At 29.5% G+C, this 15,374-nt stretch carries 17 protein-coding genes; 16 read left to right on the top strand and 1 reads right to left on the bottom strand.

Annotated elements, in window-relative coordinates; translation table 11 throughout:
- Positions 1-8: 8 nt before the first annotated feature.
- Positions 9-779: a biotin--[acetyl-CoA-carboxylase] ligase gene (locus tag RWJ08_RS04630; RefSeq protein ID WP_313961237.1), complete on the bottom strand. Its 771-nt coding sequence runs from the start codon at positions 777-779 to the stop codon at positions 9-11.
- 107 nt (positions 780-886) lie between these two features.
- Here RWJ08_RS04630 and RWJ08_RS04625 point away from each other — a divergent pair, with 107 nt between their 5' ends.
- From RWJ08_RS04625 to RWJ08_RS04550, 16 genes are all read left to right on the top strand, one after another.
- Positions 887-1,432 (top strand): MarR family winged helix-turn-helix transcriptional regulator, encoded by a 546-nt coding sequence (locus RWJ08_RS04625; RefSeq protein WP_313961236.1) that lies wholly within the window; start codon positions 887-889, stop codon positions 1,430-1,432.
- Between the two features lie 102 nt (positions 1,433-1,534).
- On the top strand, positions 1,535-1,819 hold the full coding sequence (gene gatC, locus RWJ08_RS04620; protein WP_009354885.1) for an Asp-tRNA(Asn)/Glu-tRNA(Gln) amidotransferase subunit GatC: 285 nt from the start codon (positions 1,535-1,537) through the stop codon (positions 1,817-1,819).
- Complete coding sequence (gene gatA, locus RWJ08_RS04615; protein ID WP_313961235.1) at positions 1,819-3,225, top strand: Asp-tRNA(Asn)/Glu-tRNA(Gln) amidotransferase subunit GatA; 1,407 nt, start codon at positions 1,819-1,821, stop codon at positions 3,223-3,225. The genes gatC and gatA overlap by 1 nt, the downstream gene beginning before the upstream one ends.
- A 1-nt stretch (position 3,226) precedes the next feature.
- Positions 3,227-4,654 carry an Asp-tRNA(Asn)/Glu-tRNA(Gln) amidotransferase subunit GatB gene (gene gatB / locus RWJ08_RS04610; protein WP_313961234.1) on the top strand — a complete coding sequence of 476 codons (1,428 nt, stop codon included), beginning with the start codon at positions 3,227-3,229 and terminating at the stop codon, positions 4,652-4,654.
- Positions 4,654-5,256, top strand: a complete 603-nt coding sequence (rdgB, locus tag RWJ08_RS04605) for an RdgB/HAM1 family non-canonical purine NTP pyrophosphatase (RefSeq protein WP_313961233.1) — start codon at positions 4,654-4,656, stop codon at positions 5,254-5,256. Before gatB ends, rdgB begins: the two co-directional genes overlap by 1 nt.
- A complete protein-coding gene (locus RWJ08_RS04600; protein ID WP_313961232.1) occupies positions 5,237-5,707 on the top strand; it encodes a metallophosphoesterase in 471 nt (156 codons plus the stop codon). Before rdgB ends, RWJ08_RS04600 begins: the two co-directional genes overlap by 20 nt.
- A 60-nt stretch (positions 5,708-5,767) precedes the next feature.
- Entirely contained in the window at positions 5,768-6,799 is a 1,032-nt protein-coding gene (locus tag RWJ08_RS04595; protein ID WP_313961231.1) for an LD-carboxypeptidase, read from the top strand.
- A gap of 4 nt (positions 6,800-6,803) precedes the next feature.
- On the top strand, positions 6,804-7,121 hold the full coding sequence (locus RWJ08_RS04590) for a nitrous oxide-stimulated promoter family protein (RefSeq protein ID WP_293439280.1): 318 nt from the start codon (positions 6,804-6,806) through the stop codon (positions 7,119-7,121).
- A gap of 417 nt (positions 7,122-7,538) precedes the next feature.
- A complete protein-coding gene (locus RWJ08_RS04585; protein WP_009355052.1) occupies positions 7,539-7,865 on the top strand; it encodes a hypothetical protein in 327 nt (108 codons plus the stop codon).
- Positions 7,852-9,795: a V-type ATP synthase subunit I gene (locus tag RWJ08_RS04580; RefSeq protein WP_313961230.1), complete on the top strand. Its 1,944-nt coding sequence runs from the start codon at positions 7,852-7,854 to the stop codon at positions 9,793-9,795. The genes RWJ08_RS04585 and RWJ08_RS04580 overlap by 14 nt, the downstream gene beginning before the upstream one ends.
- Positions 9,796-9,840: 45 nt before the next feature.
- On the top strand, positions 9,841-10,326 hold the full coding sequence (locus RWJ08_RS04575; protein WP_009354363.1) for a V-type ATP synthase subunit K: 486 nt from the start codon (positions 9,841-9,843) through the stop codon (positions 10,324-10,326).
- A 34-nt stretch (positions 10,327-10,360) separates the two neighbouring features.
- Complete coding sequence (locus RWJ08_RS04570; RefSeq protein ID WP_009355146.1) at positions 10,361-10,912, top strand: V-type ATP synthase subunit E; 552 nt, start codon at positions 10,361-10,363, stop codon at positions 10,910-10,912.
- Positions 10,913-10,925: 13 nt separating this feature from the next.
- Positions 10,926-11,912: a V-type ATP synthase subunit C gene (locus RWJ08_RS04565; protein WP_313961229.1), complete on the top strand. Its 987-nt coding sequence runs from the start codon at positions 10,926-10,928 to the stop codon at positions 11,910-11,912.
- Positions 11,905-12,213 carry a V-type ATP synthase subunit F gene (locus RWJ08_RS04560; RefSeq protein ID WP_004832801.1) on the top strand — a complete coding sequence of 103 codons (309 nt, stop codon included), beginning with the start codon at positions 11,905-11,907 and terminating at the stop codon, positions 12,211-12,213. Before RWJ08_RS04565 ends, RWJ08_RS04560 begins: the two co-directional genes overlap by 8 nt.
- A 16-nt stretch (positions 12,214-12,229) precedes the next feature.
- Entirely contained in the window at positions 12,230-13,999 is a 1,770-nt protein-coding gene (locus tag RWJ08_RS04555) for a V-type ATP synthase subunit A (RefSeq protein ID WP_009354608.1), read from the top strand.
- Positions 13,992-15,368: a V-type ATP synthase subunit B gene (locus RWJ08_RS04550; RefSeq protein ID WP_041954576.1), complete on the top strand. Its 1,377-nt coding sequence runs from the start codon at positions 13,992-13,994 to the stop codon at positions 15,366-15,368. Before RWJ08_RS04555 ends, RWJ08_RS04550 begins: the two co-directional genes overlap by 8 nt.
- Positions 15,369-15,374: the final 6 nt, after the last annotated feature.

The raw sequence follows: 15,374 nt of genomic DNA, 5'->3' as shown, positions 1-15,374 counted from the left end.
AGTATAAGTTATCTTATACTTATATCAGAACTGATTAATTTGATGATTTTTTCTTGTTCTTGGACAATTAGAGAGCCACTATCGTCAATATCTATTGCCTTTGCATAGAATTGTTTATCATTTTGAATTACTTTAATATCTTTTCCAAGAACATAGGAATTTTCTTTATAAAGGTCTATATAATTTGCTTTTTCTATAAAATATAAATCAAAAAAGTTTATTATTTCTGAAATTAAAGCATTTCTTGAAATTTTAAAATTTATATTATTTTCAATAGATGTTGCGATATTTTTTAAACTTGGAAGAAATTCAAATTCTTTTACATTTATTCCTATTCCAACAATCATATTATCAATTATGTTGGTACTTAGGTTTATTTGACTTTCACAAAGAATTCCTCCAACTTTTAAATCATTTAAAATTATATCATTGACCCATTTTAGTTTTACATCTAAATTGCAGATAGACTTTATTGCAGATAGAATGGCAACACTCGTTAAAATTGTGATTTTTAAAGATTCTTCGATTAAACAATTTGGATTAATTAAAATGGACATATATATTCCTACATCTTTATTTGACATAAATTGTCTATTATTTTTTCCATAACCATTAGTTTGTTCATTACTTATTACAATAGTACCATAGTTTTTTTCATTTATCTTTGATTTTAAATATTTGTTAGTTGAATCGATACTATCGAAAATTTCAATATTATGTTTATGCTTTAGATTGTTTTGAATTTCTTGTATATTTAAGTTATTTTTTAAAGTTTTCATATGCTAATTATATATAAATTTTATTAAAAATACAACTATATTGATTTTCTATATTGACTAAAGTAAAATACTATTATATACTTTTAATATAAATTGGGAGGTTAAGAATGGCTGAATGTAAAACTAGACAGACATTAAATGAATTATTGGTTGATTTATTTAATTTTATACTGTATATACAAGAAAAATATATGAAAGAAAAAGGTGTGCCTTTGACAATGTATGAAGTTCATTTACTTGAAAATGTTTCAAAAATTGAAAATAATACAATAGGTAATATTGCTGATGCTATGTTAGTTACAAAGGGAACTCTTTCAGTTAATGCTAGTAGACTTATAAAAAAGGGATATCTAACAAAATATGTAGATAAGGATGATAGAAGAGTTGTTAGAGTTGAAATAACTGATAAGGCTAGAGATATTTTAAAAATTCATGATGAATTCCACGAAAATTTAATAGATAGAGCATTAGAGGACTTAAATTTATCAGATAATGAAGTTTTAAATAAAAGTTTTGAATCTATTTTGAATTATTTTAAAACGGAATATAAAAAAATGACTCAAAAAACTGATGAATCTAAAGTTAATAAACAAAAATTTAAAAAGATTAAGAAAATAAATATGACTAAAAAGAAGTTAAAATATTCTGATTAGGCTGTGAATATAGGGCTGATTTAAAGCGGCCTTTTTTTGTTTTTTTAATTAAAATATGTTAAAATTATACTTGATAATTAATATTTTAGATAGGAGATTTTTATGGTTAGTAAGGAAGAAGTAAAGAAAATTTATTATCTTGCAAACTTGAATGTAAAAGAAGAAGAACTCGATTCCATTGCTAAAAAGTTTGACGATGTTCTTGTTTTTGCCAATGAAATTATGGAACTTGATACTTCAGATTGTGAAGCACTAGAAATTGTTGTTGAACATAACAGTCCTTTGAGAGAAGATGTTGTTGAAGAAAGTATTTCAAGGGAAGATGCACTTTTGAATGCAAGTGATAAAGAGTATGGATATTTTAGATTACAAAGGGTTGTGAAATAATGGATATTTTAAGTATAAGAGAAGATTTTATCAGTGGTAAGGTGAATTTGATTTCATTTTATACTGATGTTATAAAGAGAATTGAAGATAAAAAAGAGTTGAATATTTTTCTTGATTTTTCTAAAGAAAAAATTATGGAAAGAGTTGAATTTTTAAATAATAAATTAAAAAATAAAGAAAAATTGGGCTCTCTTTTTGGAGTTTCAGTTTCCGTTAAAGATAATATTTTAGTTAAAGGATATAAAAATACTTGCGGTTCAAAAATTTTGGAAAATTATTATCCGATTTTTAATGCTACAATTATTGATAGACTTTTGGAAGAAGACGCTGTTATTCTAGGAAAAGTTAATATGGATGAATTTGCAATGGGTGGTTCAGGTGAGACTTCTTATTTTGGAGCAACAAAAAATCCTCTTGACGAAAGTTTAATTCCTGGCGGTTCATCTTCAGGTTCTGCAAGTAGTGTAAGTGCAGATTTAGCTATGATTAGTTTAGGATCAGATACAGGTGGTTCTGTTAGAAATCCTGCATCTTTTTGTGCTTGTGTAGGATATAAACCTACTTATGGGATGATTTCAAGATATGGAGTTGTTTCTATGGCAAGTAGTTTAGATCAAGTAGGAATTTTATCAACTGACGTTAAATCAATTCTGCCTGTTTTAAATACAATTGGCGGGTTGGATAAAATGGATGCAGTTACAATGAGAGATGCTTTAGATATTAAGGAAGATAAAGATTTTTCTTTAAAGGATATTAAAATTGCAACAGTTTCTAATATCGAAAGCTATGAAATTGATGAAATTATTTTAAAAGATTATAAAAAGGCGATTGAAAATTTAAAAAATCAAGGAGTTATAATTGAAGAAGTAGATTTTAAATATATTAAACATTCTACAAATGTGTATAATGTTGTTATGAGTTCTGAAGTTTCAAGTAATATGTCAAGATTTGACGGTATCAGATATGGATATAGAACTGAAAATTATGACTCAACAAGAGAACTTTTTACAAATACTAGAAGTGAGGGTTTTGGAGAAGAAGTTCAAAGAAGAATTGCAATGGGAACTTTCTATCTTGCAAGCTCAAATAATCAAATTCTTTATAAAAAAGGCTTGGAAGTTAGAGATTTGATAAGTAAAGAGGTAAATAAAGTTCTTTCAAAATATGATTTTATTTTAACTCCTACAACAACTTGTCTGCCAAGCAAGATTGGAGCTGAAAAGGATAATGCTTTAAAATCTTATGCTGGTGATACTTTTAATGTACCTGTGAATTTTGCAGGGCTTCCAGCTATTTCAATTCCTTTAAATCTTAAAAAAATTGGTGGAAGTGTTCAATTTATAGGTAAGAGATTTGATGATGAAAGACTATTAAATCTTGCAATGAATTTTGAAAGGGGGCTTTAATATGAGTTTAAAAACAATAATAGGACTTGAAATTCACGTTGAGTTACAAACTGATACAAAAATGTTCTGTGGTTGTAAAAATGAATATGGTTGTCCTCCAAATACTAATGTTTGTCCTATTTGTTTAGGTCATCCGGGAACTCTTCCAAGAATAAATAAAAGAGCGATTGAATATGCAATAATGGCAGGGAATGCTTTTAATTGTGAAATTTCTATGGATATGAAAATGGATAGAAAAAAATATTTTTATCCAGATTTAGTTAAGGGATATCAAATAACTCAAGAGAGAACTCCTATCTGTAAAAATGGATATATAGAAATTGATACTGAAAATGGAGTGAAGAAACTTAGACTACAAAGAATTCATATTGAAGAAGATACAGGAAAGTCAATTCATAATGAAAACGGACATACTCTAATGGACTACAATAGAGCTGGAGTTCCACTAATTGAAATTGTATCTGAGCCTGACATGAACAGTCCTGAAGAGGCTATTGCCTTTTTGACAAATTTAAAAGAAACTATAAAATATCTTGGAATTTCAGATGTTAAAATGGAAGAAGGCTCACTTCGTTGTGATGTAAACTTAAATGTTGTTGATGAAGAAAGTGGATTTAAGACAAAAATTACTGAAATTAAAAATCTAAATTCATTTAAGGCTGCACTTCGTGCTATGGAATATGAACAAAAAAGACATATAGAAAATGTTAAAAATAATATTGTCGGAGAAAAAGAGACAAGACGTTGGGATGAATCAAAACTTGAAACTATAATTATGCGTCATAAAGAAGAGGGAAATGATTATAGATTTAGTGTTGAGCCTGATATTCCTTATATCAAGCTTGAAAAAGACTTTGTTGAAGCTATCAAGGAAAAAATGCCAGAGCTTCCAAAGAATAAGAAAAATAGATTTTTAAATGAATACAAACTTTCAGAATATGATGCAAATGTATTAACTCAAAATAAATATTTATCTGAATATTTTGAAAGAGTAGTTAAAAAAGTTGATGATGCAACTCTTGTTTCAAACTGGTTGCTTTCTGATGTTTTAAGAAGAGTTAAAGATTTAGAAATTGAATTTGAAGAAATTCCTCTAAATATTGAATCTTTTGCAAGTCTTTTAAAATTGGTTAAAGAAAATAAGATAAATGCAAATGTCGGAAAAAAGCTTCTTAGAGAATTATTTGAAGAAGGAGATTTTGATCCGCTAAAAGTTGTTGAAGAAAGAGGATTAATTCAAATTTCAGATGACAGCGCATTGATTGAAATAGTTGAAGAAGTTCTTAAGAATAATCCATCTTCAATTGAAGACTATAAAAATGGAAAAGACAGAGCATTAGGATTTTTGATGGGACAATGTATGAAGGCTTCAAAAGGTAAAGGAAATCCACAAAAATTCAATGAATTGATTTTAGAAAGGTTAGTTTAATGAAAAAGGTAGCACTATCTACGGATAACAAGAATAAAGTCAAGGAAATGCTTGCGATTTTAAGTAAATATAATTTTGAAATAGTAACTAAAAGCGAATTGGGTGTAAATGAAGAATTTGAAGAAATTTATGATACACTTGAAGAGAATTCAAAACTAAAAGCTGAAAAACTAAGAGAATATTGTTCCTTTGCCGTTTTAGCAGACGATACAGGACTTTTTGTAAATGCTTTAAATGGAGAACCTGGAGTGCTATCTGCAAGATATGCAGGAGAACATGGAAATAGCGAAGCAAATAGAGAGAAGCTTTTAAGAAATCTTGAAGGAAAATTCGATAGAAGCGCATATTTTAAAACAGTAATTGTCTTTGTTGATGAAAACGGAAAAGAATTTATAGCAAAGGGAATTTTAAAAGGAACTATTTCAGAAGTTGAAAGAGGAGAAAATGGCTTTGGGTATGACAAGATTTTTATTCCTGAAAATATGGAAAAGACTTTGGCTGAAATCAGTGCGGAAGAAAAAAATAAATTTAGTCATAGAAAAAGAGCATTAGAAGATTTAAAAAATATTTTAGGTGATAGATATGATAGTAGCAGTTGTTAGTGATACTCATGGAATTGTACTTCCTGTTGCATACAGTTTACAAAGAAATAAGGTTGATATAGTTCTTCATCTTGGAGATGATGCAGAAGATGCAAGAAAAATAGAACAGATAACTGGAATGGAGATTTATGCAGTTTCAGGAAATTGTGATAAAAATTCAAAAGATATTCCGGAAGAATTAGTTTTAGAAATTAGAAGAAAAAAATTCTTTTTAACTCATGGGCATAAATATAATGTTAACAATGGAATTGATAAAATAGTTGAAAAAGCAAAAGAAGTTGGGGCGGATTATGCTCTTTTCGGACATACTCATGTTCATTTAAGAGAAAGAGTTGATGGAATAACAGTTTTAAATCCTGGTAGTACGACAATGCCAAGACAAGGAGACACAAAGGGATATTATATCGTAAACTTGATTGAAAAAAGTGTAAATAGAATAAATTTAAAATAATCGGCTTTATAACCGACCATTTGGTCGGTTCTTTAGCTGATTTTTTCTATGGAGGAATATATGAAAGTAAGAAAAATAGGAATTGTAAGTTTATCCAGCGGAGTATTGGGAGAAGATTTTGTTGCTCATGAAATTAAAATTGGAATTGAAAGGCTAAAAGAATATGGAATTGAAGTTGAATTTTTACCTAATTCAAAAAAGGGTATTGAATTTATAAAAAATAACCCAGAAGCAAGGGCGAAAGATTTAATAAAAGCTTTTAAAGATGATTCAATAGATATGATATTATGTGCGATAGGTGGAGATGATACTTATAGATTATTGCCTTATTTGTTTGAAAATAACGAATTAGAAAAAGTAGCAAAACAAAAGATATTTTTAGGCTTTTCAGATACTACAATTAATCATTTAATGCTCAATAAAGTAGGAATAAAAACATTTTATGGACAGGCATTTTTACCCGATGTTTGTGAATTGTCAAATGAAATGCTGCAATATTCAAAGCATTTTTTTGAAGAATTGATTAATAACGGGAAAATTAAAGAAATATATCCTAGTGATGTTTGGTACAATGAGAGGGAAGACTTTAGTGAAAAGTCTATTGGAATTTCAATGGAAGCACATCCAAATAAAGGTTTTGAACTATTAAGAGGAAAAGCAAAATTTAAAGGTCAAATATTGGGAGGATGTATAAATACTATATTTGATATTTTTGATAACACAAGACATGAAGATTCGGTATATCTATGTAAAAAACATGAATTATTTCCAAGTTTAGACGAGTGGGAAAATAAAATATTGCTTCTTGAAACTAGCGAAGAAAGGCCTAAACCTGAGCTATTTAGAAAGATGATTCTTAAACTTCAAGAATATGGAATATTTGATGTTATTTCAGGTTTGATTATAGGAAAACCACAAAACGAAGAATATTATGAAGAGTATAAACAAATTCTTCTTGATGAAATAAAAAATCAAGATTTGTCAATTGTATATAATATAAATGTTGGACATAGTACTCCAAGATGTATCATTCCTTTTGGAGTAAATGCAAAAGTTGATGTCGAAAGGCAAATTATAGAATTTGAAGAATAAAGATATGGAAAAAAGTATTGAAAAGAAAAGAGATAGAGAGAAAAAAGTAATAACTGAAATGGTGAAATTGTATTGCAAAAAGAATCATAAAAATCAAGAACTTTGTGATGAATGTAAGGAGATTTTAGATTATTCTTTAAAAAGAATTGATAATTGTAAATATATGGATACGAAAACTTTTTGTTCAAATTGTAAAAATCCATGTTATAGTCCAAAAATGAAAGAAAAAATAAAACAAATTATGAAATTTTCAGGACCTAGAATTTTATTTCATCATCCATTATTAGTTATTTCTCATATGTTAAGTAGATCAAAAAAATAGAGATTTTATATTGTTATATATAAAAAATTTTTATGCTGAAAAAGAAAATGAAATTCTGTCGTAAAAGTTATCGTTTTTCTTGAAATTTGAGCATTTATTTAACATATTTCTTTTATAATTATCATTGACTTTAATTGATTTTTATAATATATTTAATCTAGTAAATTAAAGCGAATTTTTTTATAAATTAGGAAGGCTTTTTATAAAAAAAGTGCTTGAAAAAATGAAAAAAAAAGTTTATAATAATCTTACGATTAAAATGGGGGAGATTTTTTTGTTTTTGAAAATGTCGTTACTTTATTTTAACGTAATAGAAAACTTAGTGTTTTAAATTACATAAATTTTATACATTTATTATGAAAATGTTATTTTGTAAATTTTAATTTAAAATTCTATTTAAAATTAGGAGGTGATGAAATGACTACTGATGCTATAAACAGAGTTAAAGAGGCAGAACTGGAAGCAAAATCTTTAGTTGATGCAGCTAAACTTGAAGCTACGAATTTGAAAAAAACTTCAGGAAAAGAATGTACTGAAATTTCTGATAAAGTTATAAGTGAAGCGAATAAAAAAGCTGATGAAATCAAATTCGGATTAATCAATGAAGGTGAAATGTTGGCAAAACCTGTTATTGAAAAAGCTAAAAGAGAAGTTGAGCATATTAAATCTGTTGACGATAAAAAGTTAGAATCTGTGGTTAATTCAATAGTAGAGAGGATTGTGAGTGTAAATGGCAATAGTTAAGATGAAGAAATTCACTTTGTTTGCTTTTGAAGCTGAAAGAAAGCGATTGTTAGAAGAACTTCAAAGATTTGGTTATGTAAACTTTTCAAAATCTGACTCTATTGAACAACTTGATTATCTTAAAGATGTGGAAGTATCTACTCTAGATAATAATTATATTGAAGAATCCACAAGAATTAAATGGATGATTGATTATGTAGGGAGATTTGTCGAAAAGGAAAAAGGTTTATCCGCTTTGAAAAAAGGTCCCGTTGTTTATACATTTAGTGAACTTGAAAAAGAAGCTAGTTCTTATGATTACATTCCAGATTTTAATATTTTGAGTGAAATAAGTAAAAAGGTAGATTCAAATAATCAAAGATTAACAGCTATAGATAATACAATCAAAGAATTATCACCATGGAAATCTATTAAAGAACCTATTGACGACTTAAATTCATTTAAAAAATCAAAATTCATTATGGGATATTTACCGACTAAGAATCTTGAAAAATTTAAGACATCTACTGTAGATTTGAATTTTACTTATTTTGAAGAAGTAGATATAGTAGGAAAAAATTCATATTGTATTATCTTCACTAATGAGTTAGAAAAAGAAATGGCTCTTGAAAACTTAAGATTAAATGGTTTTTCTGAAGTTAATCTTGAATTTAAAGGTGTTGTTTCTGAAGAGATTGAAAAGTTGGAAGCTGAGAAGAAAGTATTAGAAGATGATAATTCTAAGTTGACTGAGGAAATTAAAAAATTTACTGTTAATATTCAAAAGATGCAAAGTGTTTATGAGTATTATCAAAATTTAGCTCTTAGAAATACAGTTGTTTCTAATTTTAAAGCTACGGATAAGCTAGACATTATTCAAGGCTATATACCTGCAGATAAAGAAGCAAATTTTAAAGCTTTACTTGAAAAAGTTTCTGCATCAAAGATATATTTGGAAATTGAAGATGCAAAAAAGGATGACCCTAATGTTCCTATTATCCTAAAGAATAATAAGATAGCATCACTTTTTGAATCAGTTACAAATATGTATGCTCTTCCAAAGTATGATGAAGTAGATCCAACATTTATATTGTCAATATTTTATTGGATTTTCTTCGGAATGATGGTTGCAGACTTTGCTTATGGATTAATTTTATGTATAGGCTCAGGAATAGCTTTAAAAGTATTCAAATTTAAAGATTCAACAAAAAAATTCTTAAAATTTTTCTTTGCACTTAGTTTTTCAACTATGATATGGGGATTGATTTACGGATCAGCTTTCGGAGATTTGATTACTTTGCCAACTCAAATACTGGACTCATCAAAAGATTTTATGAAAGTTTTGATGTTGTCTTTAGCATTTGGTGGAGTACATTTAGCTTTTGGATTAGGAATGAAAGCTTATGTTTTAATAAAGAACGGAAAGCCTATGGATGCATTCTACGATGTATTCCTTTGGTACTTAACTTTAACAACTGTTATTTTAGTCATTGTTGGTAAGGTAGTAACTTTGCCAAGTATTGTAAATACAATAGCATTTTATGGAATGATAGTTGGTATGTTAGGAATCATAGCTTTTGGAGCTAGAGATTCAAAAAGCATCGCTGGAAGAATTGCTGGTGGATTGTATTCACTTTATGGAATAACATCTTATATAGGAGATTTTGTTTCATACCTTAGACTTATGGCTCTTGGACTTGCAGGTGGGTTTATTGCAGTAGCAATCAATATAATTGTAAAAATGCTTGTAAGTGGAGGAATTGTAGGAATAATTTTCGGAGTAATAATTTTTATATTTGCTCAAATGTTTAATATATTCTTAAGTTTCTTATCAGCTTATGTTCATACTTCAAGACTTATGTATGTAGAATTCTTTAGTAAATTCTATGAAGGTGGCGGAAAGGCATTTAAGAAATTTAGAAGTGATAACAAATATATAGAAGTAAAATAAATCTAAAATAAAAAATAAAAAAACAAACGAAAAGGAGATTTTGTAATGAAAGATTTTATGGCTGTATTAGCACAAAATGGTGGAGTTGTATTTGGTATATTAGGGGCAGCACTTGCTGTATTATTAGCAGGAATTGGCTCTGCAAGAGGTGTTCAAATGGCAGGGGAAGCTGCTGCTGGATTAGTTATTGATGAACCTGAAAAATTTGGTAAAGCGATGGTATTACAATTATTACCAGGTACACAAGGTCTTTACGGATTCGTAATTGGTCTTTTCATAATGTTCAAATTAAGAGTTGATATGAGCTTAGTTGAAGGTTTGTATTATGTTATGGTTTCTCTACCTGTTGGTATCGTAGGATTAAAATCAGCTTACTATCAAGCAAGAGTTGCCGTTGCTGGTATTAATATCTTAGCTAAAAACGAAGAACATCAAACTAAAGGTATTATCCTTGCAGTAATGGTTGAAACTTACGCTATCTTAGCATTTGCAATGTCATTCTTATTACTTTCAAGCATTTCATTCAGTTAATAAGCATTAAATAATTTAAAAAGGATGTGATTGAATGTCTAATTTGGACAATATTATAGATGAAATCCTTCAAGATGCTAAAAATGAATCTAAAAAAATAGTAGAAGATGCTAAAAGTGAAGTTGCGGATCTTGTTGGAAAAACAGAAAGTGAAGCTCAAAAAGATGCTGATAAGATCATTGAAAAGGCAAAAGTAGAGGGCGCACAATCAAAAGATAGAATAATTTCAAACTCAAGTTTAACAGCAAGAGATATGATTTTAGTTGCAAAACAAGAAATGATAAATAAAGTTTTTGAACTAACTAAAGAAAAATTAAAAACATTAAATCATGAAGATTATTTAAAATTTGTTGAAAATTCACTAAAGATTTTAGATGTTAAAGAAGATAGTGAAATTATTCTTACTGAAAGTGAAAAGAAACTTGCAGGAGAAAAACTATTTGGAATTAAAGTAGCAGATGAAACTGTTGAAAGTGGATTTTCATTAAAGAATGGAAAAATAATATTAAATAATGAATTTTCAAGTCTAATAGATTTACAAAAGGAAGACTTAGAGAAAGAAGTAGCGATTAGATTATTTAGTTAATAGGAGGTGTATTATGGATAGAGAAGATTTTATCCAATCAAGTGTTAGAATTCGTTATGCTGAGAAAAAACTCCTTACTAAACAACAACTTCAAAGGCTGGCGGATGCAAAAAGTCTTGAAGATGCTATTAAGCTACTTAATGAAACTTCTTATTCAAGCGAAATTTCTAAGTTGGATAGGCCTGAAAATTATGAAGAAGTTTTATCCGATGTTTTAAACAAAACATACAGAGATGTTATGGAAATTTCTCCTGATAAGTCTTTGGTTGAGATACTTTCTTGCAAATATAATTATCATAATCTAAAAGTTTTGGTAAAAGAACATATTTTAAAAGAAAAGTTTGACTCAATGTATTGTATGTTAGATGAAAGTAGTATTGAAACATTCAGAGAATTAGCCTTAAAAAATGATGAGGGATTGTCAAAAGATTTTAAGGAATGTTTAGAATTTTATGATAAAACAAAAGACCCTCAAGATATTGACATCTTTATAGATAAAAAGTACTTTGAAAAAGTTTTGAGCTTAGCGGAAGAATTTAAACTTGATATGATTTCTGAATATTTTAGAGCAATGATTGATTTTATTAATCTGAGAACTTTTATAAGATGTAGAAAACAAAATCAAGTAAAAGAAACTTTGGAAAAAGTTTTAATAAAAGGTGGAGATATCGAAACTGAAAGGATTTTAGATATGTTCTACGATGATATAGAAGTTTTACCAATTAAGCTTAAGTCATATAAGATTGGTAGAGTTCTAGCAAAAATAGTAGATGAATATAGGAATACTAGTTCTCTTAATAGTTTTGAAAAAAATATGGATGATTATTTAATTGAAATAGTAAGAAAAACTAAATCAATCCACTATGGAGCTGAAGTTATTTTTAGTTTTCTTTTTGCTAAAGAATTGGAAATTAAAAATTTAAGACTTATTTTAGTAGGAAAGGTCAATGGTTTATCTCCTGAATTTATAAAGGAAAGGTTGCGTGAAGTTTATGTATAAAATAGCTGTAATTGGCGATAAGGATTCTGTTCTTGCCTTTAGAGCTCTTGGAGTTCATGTTTTTACTGCAATCGAAGGCAATGATGCCAGAAGAATTATTGACAAACTAGCAAAAGAAGGATATGGGATTATTTATATTACTGAGCAATTGGCAAAAGATATTCCCGAAACTATTCAAAGATATAACAATGAAGTTATTCCAGCAGTAATTTTAATACCTAGCAACAGGGGTAGTTTGAATATAGGCTTAGAAAATATCAACAAGAATGTTGAAAAAGCTGTTGGATCAAATATATTATAGAAAGCGAGGGCTTATATTGAAAGTCGGTAAAGTTATTAAAGTTTCCGGACCTCTTGTAGTAGCAGAAGGAATGGAAGACGCGAACGTATATGATGTTGTTGAAGTTTCTGATAATAAGCTCATTGGAGAAATTATAGAAATGAGAGGTGATAGAGCCTCAATTCAAGTTTATGAAGAAACTACAGGTATTGGACCTGGAGATGATGTTTATTCAACAGGTAGTCCACTTTCTATTGAACTTGGACCTGGAATGTTAGAACAAATGTTTGACGGTATACAAAGACCTCTTGAAGCTTTACAAGCGAAAGCAGGAGATTTCCTTTTAAGAGGAGTAAGTGTATCACCTTTAGATAGAGAAAAAAGATGGGATTTTGTTCCAACAGTAAATGTTGGTGATGAAGTTTCAGAAGGAAATATAATCGGAACAGTTCAAGAAACAACAGTTGTTTCACATAAGATTATGGTTCCTCCAGCTGTAAGTGGTAAAATTGTTGAAATTTTACCTGGTTATCATACAGTTGATGAAATAATTTGTAAAATAGAAACTGATGATGGAATTAAAGAATTAAATATGATTCAAAAATGGCCAGTACGTCGTGGCCGTCCATATTCAAGAAAATTGGATCCAATTAGACCACTTGTAACAGGTCAAAGAATCATTGATACATTTTTCCCAGTTGCAAAGGGGGGAGCTGCAGCAATTCCAGGACCTTTTGGTTCAGGAAAAACAGTAGTTCAACACCAACTTGCTAAATGGGCAGATGCAGAAATTGTAGTTTATGTAGGTTGTGGAGAACGTGGAAACGAAATGACAGATGTTCTTATGGAATTCCCTGAAATTTTAGACCCTAAGACTGGTCAATCACTTATGAAAAGAACAGTTCTAATAGCAAATACTTCAAATATGCCAGTTGCTGCTCGTGAAGCTTCAATCTATACAGGTATTACTATCGGAGAATACTTTAGAGACATGGGATATTCAGTTGCACTTATGGCTGACTCAACTTCTCGTTGGGCAGAAGCACTTCGTGAAATGTCCGGTCGTCTTGAAGAAATGCCTGGTGATGAAGGATATCCAGCATATCTTGCATCCAGAGTTGCAGACTTCTATGAAAGAGCTGGTTATGTAAAATGTCTAGGTGAAGATAGAGAAGGTGCTTTAACAGTAATTGGTGCAGTTTCTCCTCCTGGTGGAGATATTTCTGAACCAGTTTCACAAGCTACTCTTAGAATTGTAAAAGTATTCTGGGGACTTGACTATGCATTATCTTATAGAAGACATTTCCCTGCTATTAACTGGTTGAATTCTTATTCATTATATCAAGATAAGATGGATAAGTTTATGGATGAAAGTATTGATAGAAAATTCTCTGCACATAGAATACAATCAATGGCACTTTTACAAGAAGAATCAAATTTGCAAGAAGTTGTTCGTCTTGTAGGTAGAGATTCACTTTCAGAAACGGATCAATTAAAGCTAGAAGTTGCTAAGTCTTTAAGAGAAGACTTCTTACAACAAAATGCTTTCCACGAAGTTGATACTTATTGTTCTCTTCCAAAACAATTCAAAATGTTAAATCTTATTTTAGGTTTCTATGATGAAGCAAAAAAAGCTTTAGATGCAGGAGTATATCTTGATGAAATTTTGAAGATTGAATCTCGTGAAGGAATAACAAGAAGTAAAAATATTTCTGAAAATGAATTGGAAAAGTTTGATGAATTATTCGAAACAGTTAAAGCTGATATAGAAAAATTAATAAGCGAAGGAGGTAACTCTAATGCTTAAAGAGTATAAGACAGTAAAAGAAGTAGTAGGACCTTTGATGGTTGTTGAAGGTGTTGAAGGTGTTAAATACGAAGAATTAGTTGAAGTTAGAGTTCAAAACGGAGAAAAGAGAAGAGGGAAAGTTCTTGAAATTGATGGCGATAAGGCAATGGTTCAATTGTTTGAAGGTTCAGCAGGAATTAACTTAAGAGATACATCTTGTAGATTTTTAGGTCATCCTCTTGAACTTGGAGTTTCTGAAGATATGATAGGAAGAATTTTCGACGGCCTTGGTAATCCTATCGATAAGGGGCCAAAAATTATTCCTGAAATGAAGATTGATATTAACGGATCTCCAATCAATCCTGTATCAAGAGATTATCCTTCAGAATTTATTCAAACAGGTATTTCTACAATAGATGGACTTAATACATTAGTTAGAGGACAAAAATTACCTATATTCTCAGGTTCAGGTCTTCCACATAACAATGTAGCTGCGCAAATTGCCAGACAAGCAAAAGTACTTGGTAGTGGAGAAAAATTTGCCGTAGTATTTGGAGCAATGGGAATTACTTTTGAAGAAGCTCAATTTTTCATTGACGACTTTACAAAAACTGGTGCGATAGATAGAGCAGTATTATTCATGAACCTTGCAAATGACCCTGCAATCGAAAGAATTGCAACACCTCGTATGGCTCTTACTTGTGCAGAATATTTAGCATTTGAAAAGGGAATGCATGTTTTGGTAATCTTAACTGACCTTACAAATTATGCGGAAGCACTTCGTGAAGTATCTGCAGCAAGAAAAGAAGTTCCGGGACGTCGTGGCTATCCGGGATATCTATATACTGACCTTTCAACAATTTATGAAAGAGCAGGAAGACTTAAAGGTAGACCTGGTTCAATTACACAAATTCCTATTTTAACAATGCCGGAAGATGACATCACCCATCCAATACCTGACCTTACAGGATATATAACAGAAGGACAAATTATTCTTTCAAGGGAATTATATAAACAAGGTATTCAACCTCCAATTTTTGTAATTCCTTCATTATCAAGACTTAAAGATAAAGGTATCGGTAAAGGAAAGACAAGAGAAGATCATGCAGATACAATGAACCAAATCTATGCTGGTTATGCTTCTGGTAGAGAGGCTCGTGAATTGGCAGTAATCTTGGGTGAATCAGCATTATCAGAAGCAGATAAAGCATTCGCAAAATTTGCAGATGCTTTTGATAAGAAATATGTTGACCAAGGATATGATACTAACAGAACGATAGAAGAAACTTTAAACTTAGGTTGGGAATTATTAAGTATAGTTCCAAGAACAGAACTTAAGAGAATTAGAGAGGAATATATTGATAAATATTTAGGAAAGACAGAATAAAGGGGA

This window comes from uncultured Parvimonas sp. (assembly GCF_963524015.1).
In the GTDB taxonomy this organism is placed as follows: domain Bacteria; phylum Bacillota; class Clostridia; order Tissierellales; family Peptoniphilaceae; genus Parvimonas.
The sequence above is the reverse complement of the archived record's forward strand: the minus strand, read 5'-3'. Positions and strand labels throughout refer to the sequence as shown.

Bases quoted from the DNA above. Each gene is read 5' to 3' on its own strand.
- RWJ08_RS04595 (WP_313961231.1), top strand. From the start codon at position 5,768: ATGAAAGTAAGAAAAATAGGAATTGTAAGTTTATCCAGCGGAGTATTG.
- gatA (WP_313961235.1), top strand. From the start codon at position 1,819: ATGGATATTTTAAGTATAAGAGAAGATTTTATCAGTGGTAAGGTGAAT.
- RWJ08_RS04625 (WP_313961236.1), top strand. From the start codon at position 887: ATGGCTGAATGTAAAACTAGACAGACATTAAATGAATTATTGGTTGAT.
- RWJ08_RS04560 (WP_004832801.1), top strand. From the start codon at position 11,905: ATGTATAAAATAGCTGTAATTGGCGATAAGGATTCTGTTCTTGCCTTT.
- RWJ08_RS04630 (WP_313961237.1), bottom strand. From the start codon at position 779: ATGAAAACTTTAAAAAATAACTTAAATATACAAGAAATTCAAAACAAT.
- RWJ08_RS04590 (WP_293439280.1), top strand. From the start codon at position 6,804: ATGGAAAAAAGTATTGAAAAGAAAAGAGATAGAGAGAAAAAAGTAATA.
- RWJ08_RS04580 (WP_313961230.1), top strand. From the start codon at position 7,852: ATGGCAATAGTTAAGATGAAGAAATTCACTTTGTTTGCTTTTGAAGCT.
- gatC (WP_009354885.1), top strand. From the start codon at position 1,535: ATGGTTAGTAAGGAAGAAGTAAAGAAAATTTATTATCTTGCAAACTTG.
- RWJ08_RS04575 (WP_009354363.1), top strand. From the start codon at position 9,841: ATGAAAGATTTTATGGCTGTATTAGCACAAAATGGTGGAGTTGTATTT.
- RWJ08_RS04585 (WP_009355052.1), top strand. From the start codon at position 7,539: ATGACTACTGATGCTATAAACAGAGTTAAAGAGGCAGAACTGGAAGCA.
- RWJ08_RS04570 (WP_009355146.1), top strand. From the start codon at position 10,361: ATGTCTAATTTGGACAATATTATAGATGAAATCCTTCAAGATGCTAAA.
- RWJ08_RS04600 (WP_313961232.1), top strand. From the start codon at position 5,237: ATGATAGTAGCAGTTGTTAGTGATACTCATGGAATTGTACTTCCTGTT.
- RWJ08_RS04565 (WP_313961229.1), top strand. From the start codon at position 10,926: ATGGATAGAGAAGATTTTATCCAATCAAGTGTTAGAATTCGTTATGCT.
- RWJ08_RS04550 (WP_041954576.1), top strand. From the start codon at position 13,992: ATGCTTAAAGAGTATAAGACAGTAAAAGAAGTAGTAGGACCTTTGATG.
- gatB (WP_313961234.1), top strand. From the start codon at position 3,227: ATGAGTTTAAAAACAATAATAGGACTTGAAATTCACGTTGAGTTACAA.
- rdgB (WP_313961233.1), top strand. From the start codon at position 4,654: ATGAAAAAGGTAGCACTATCTACGGATAACAAGAATAAAGTCAAGGAA.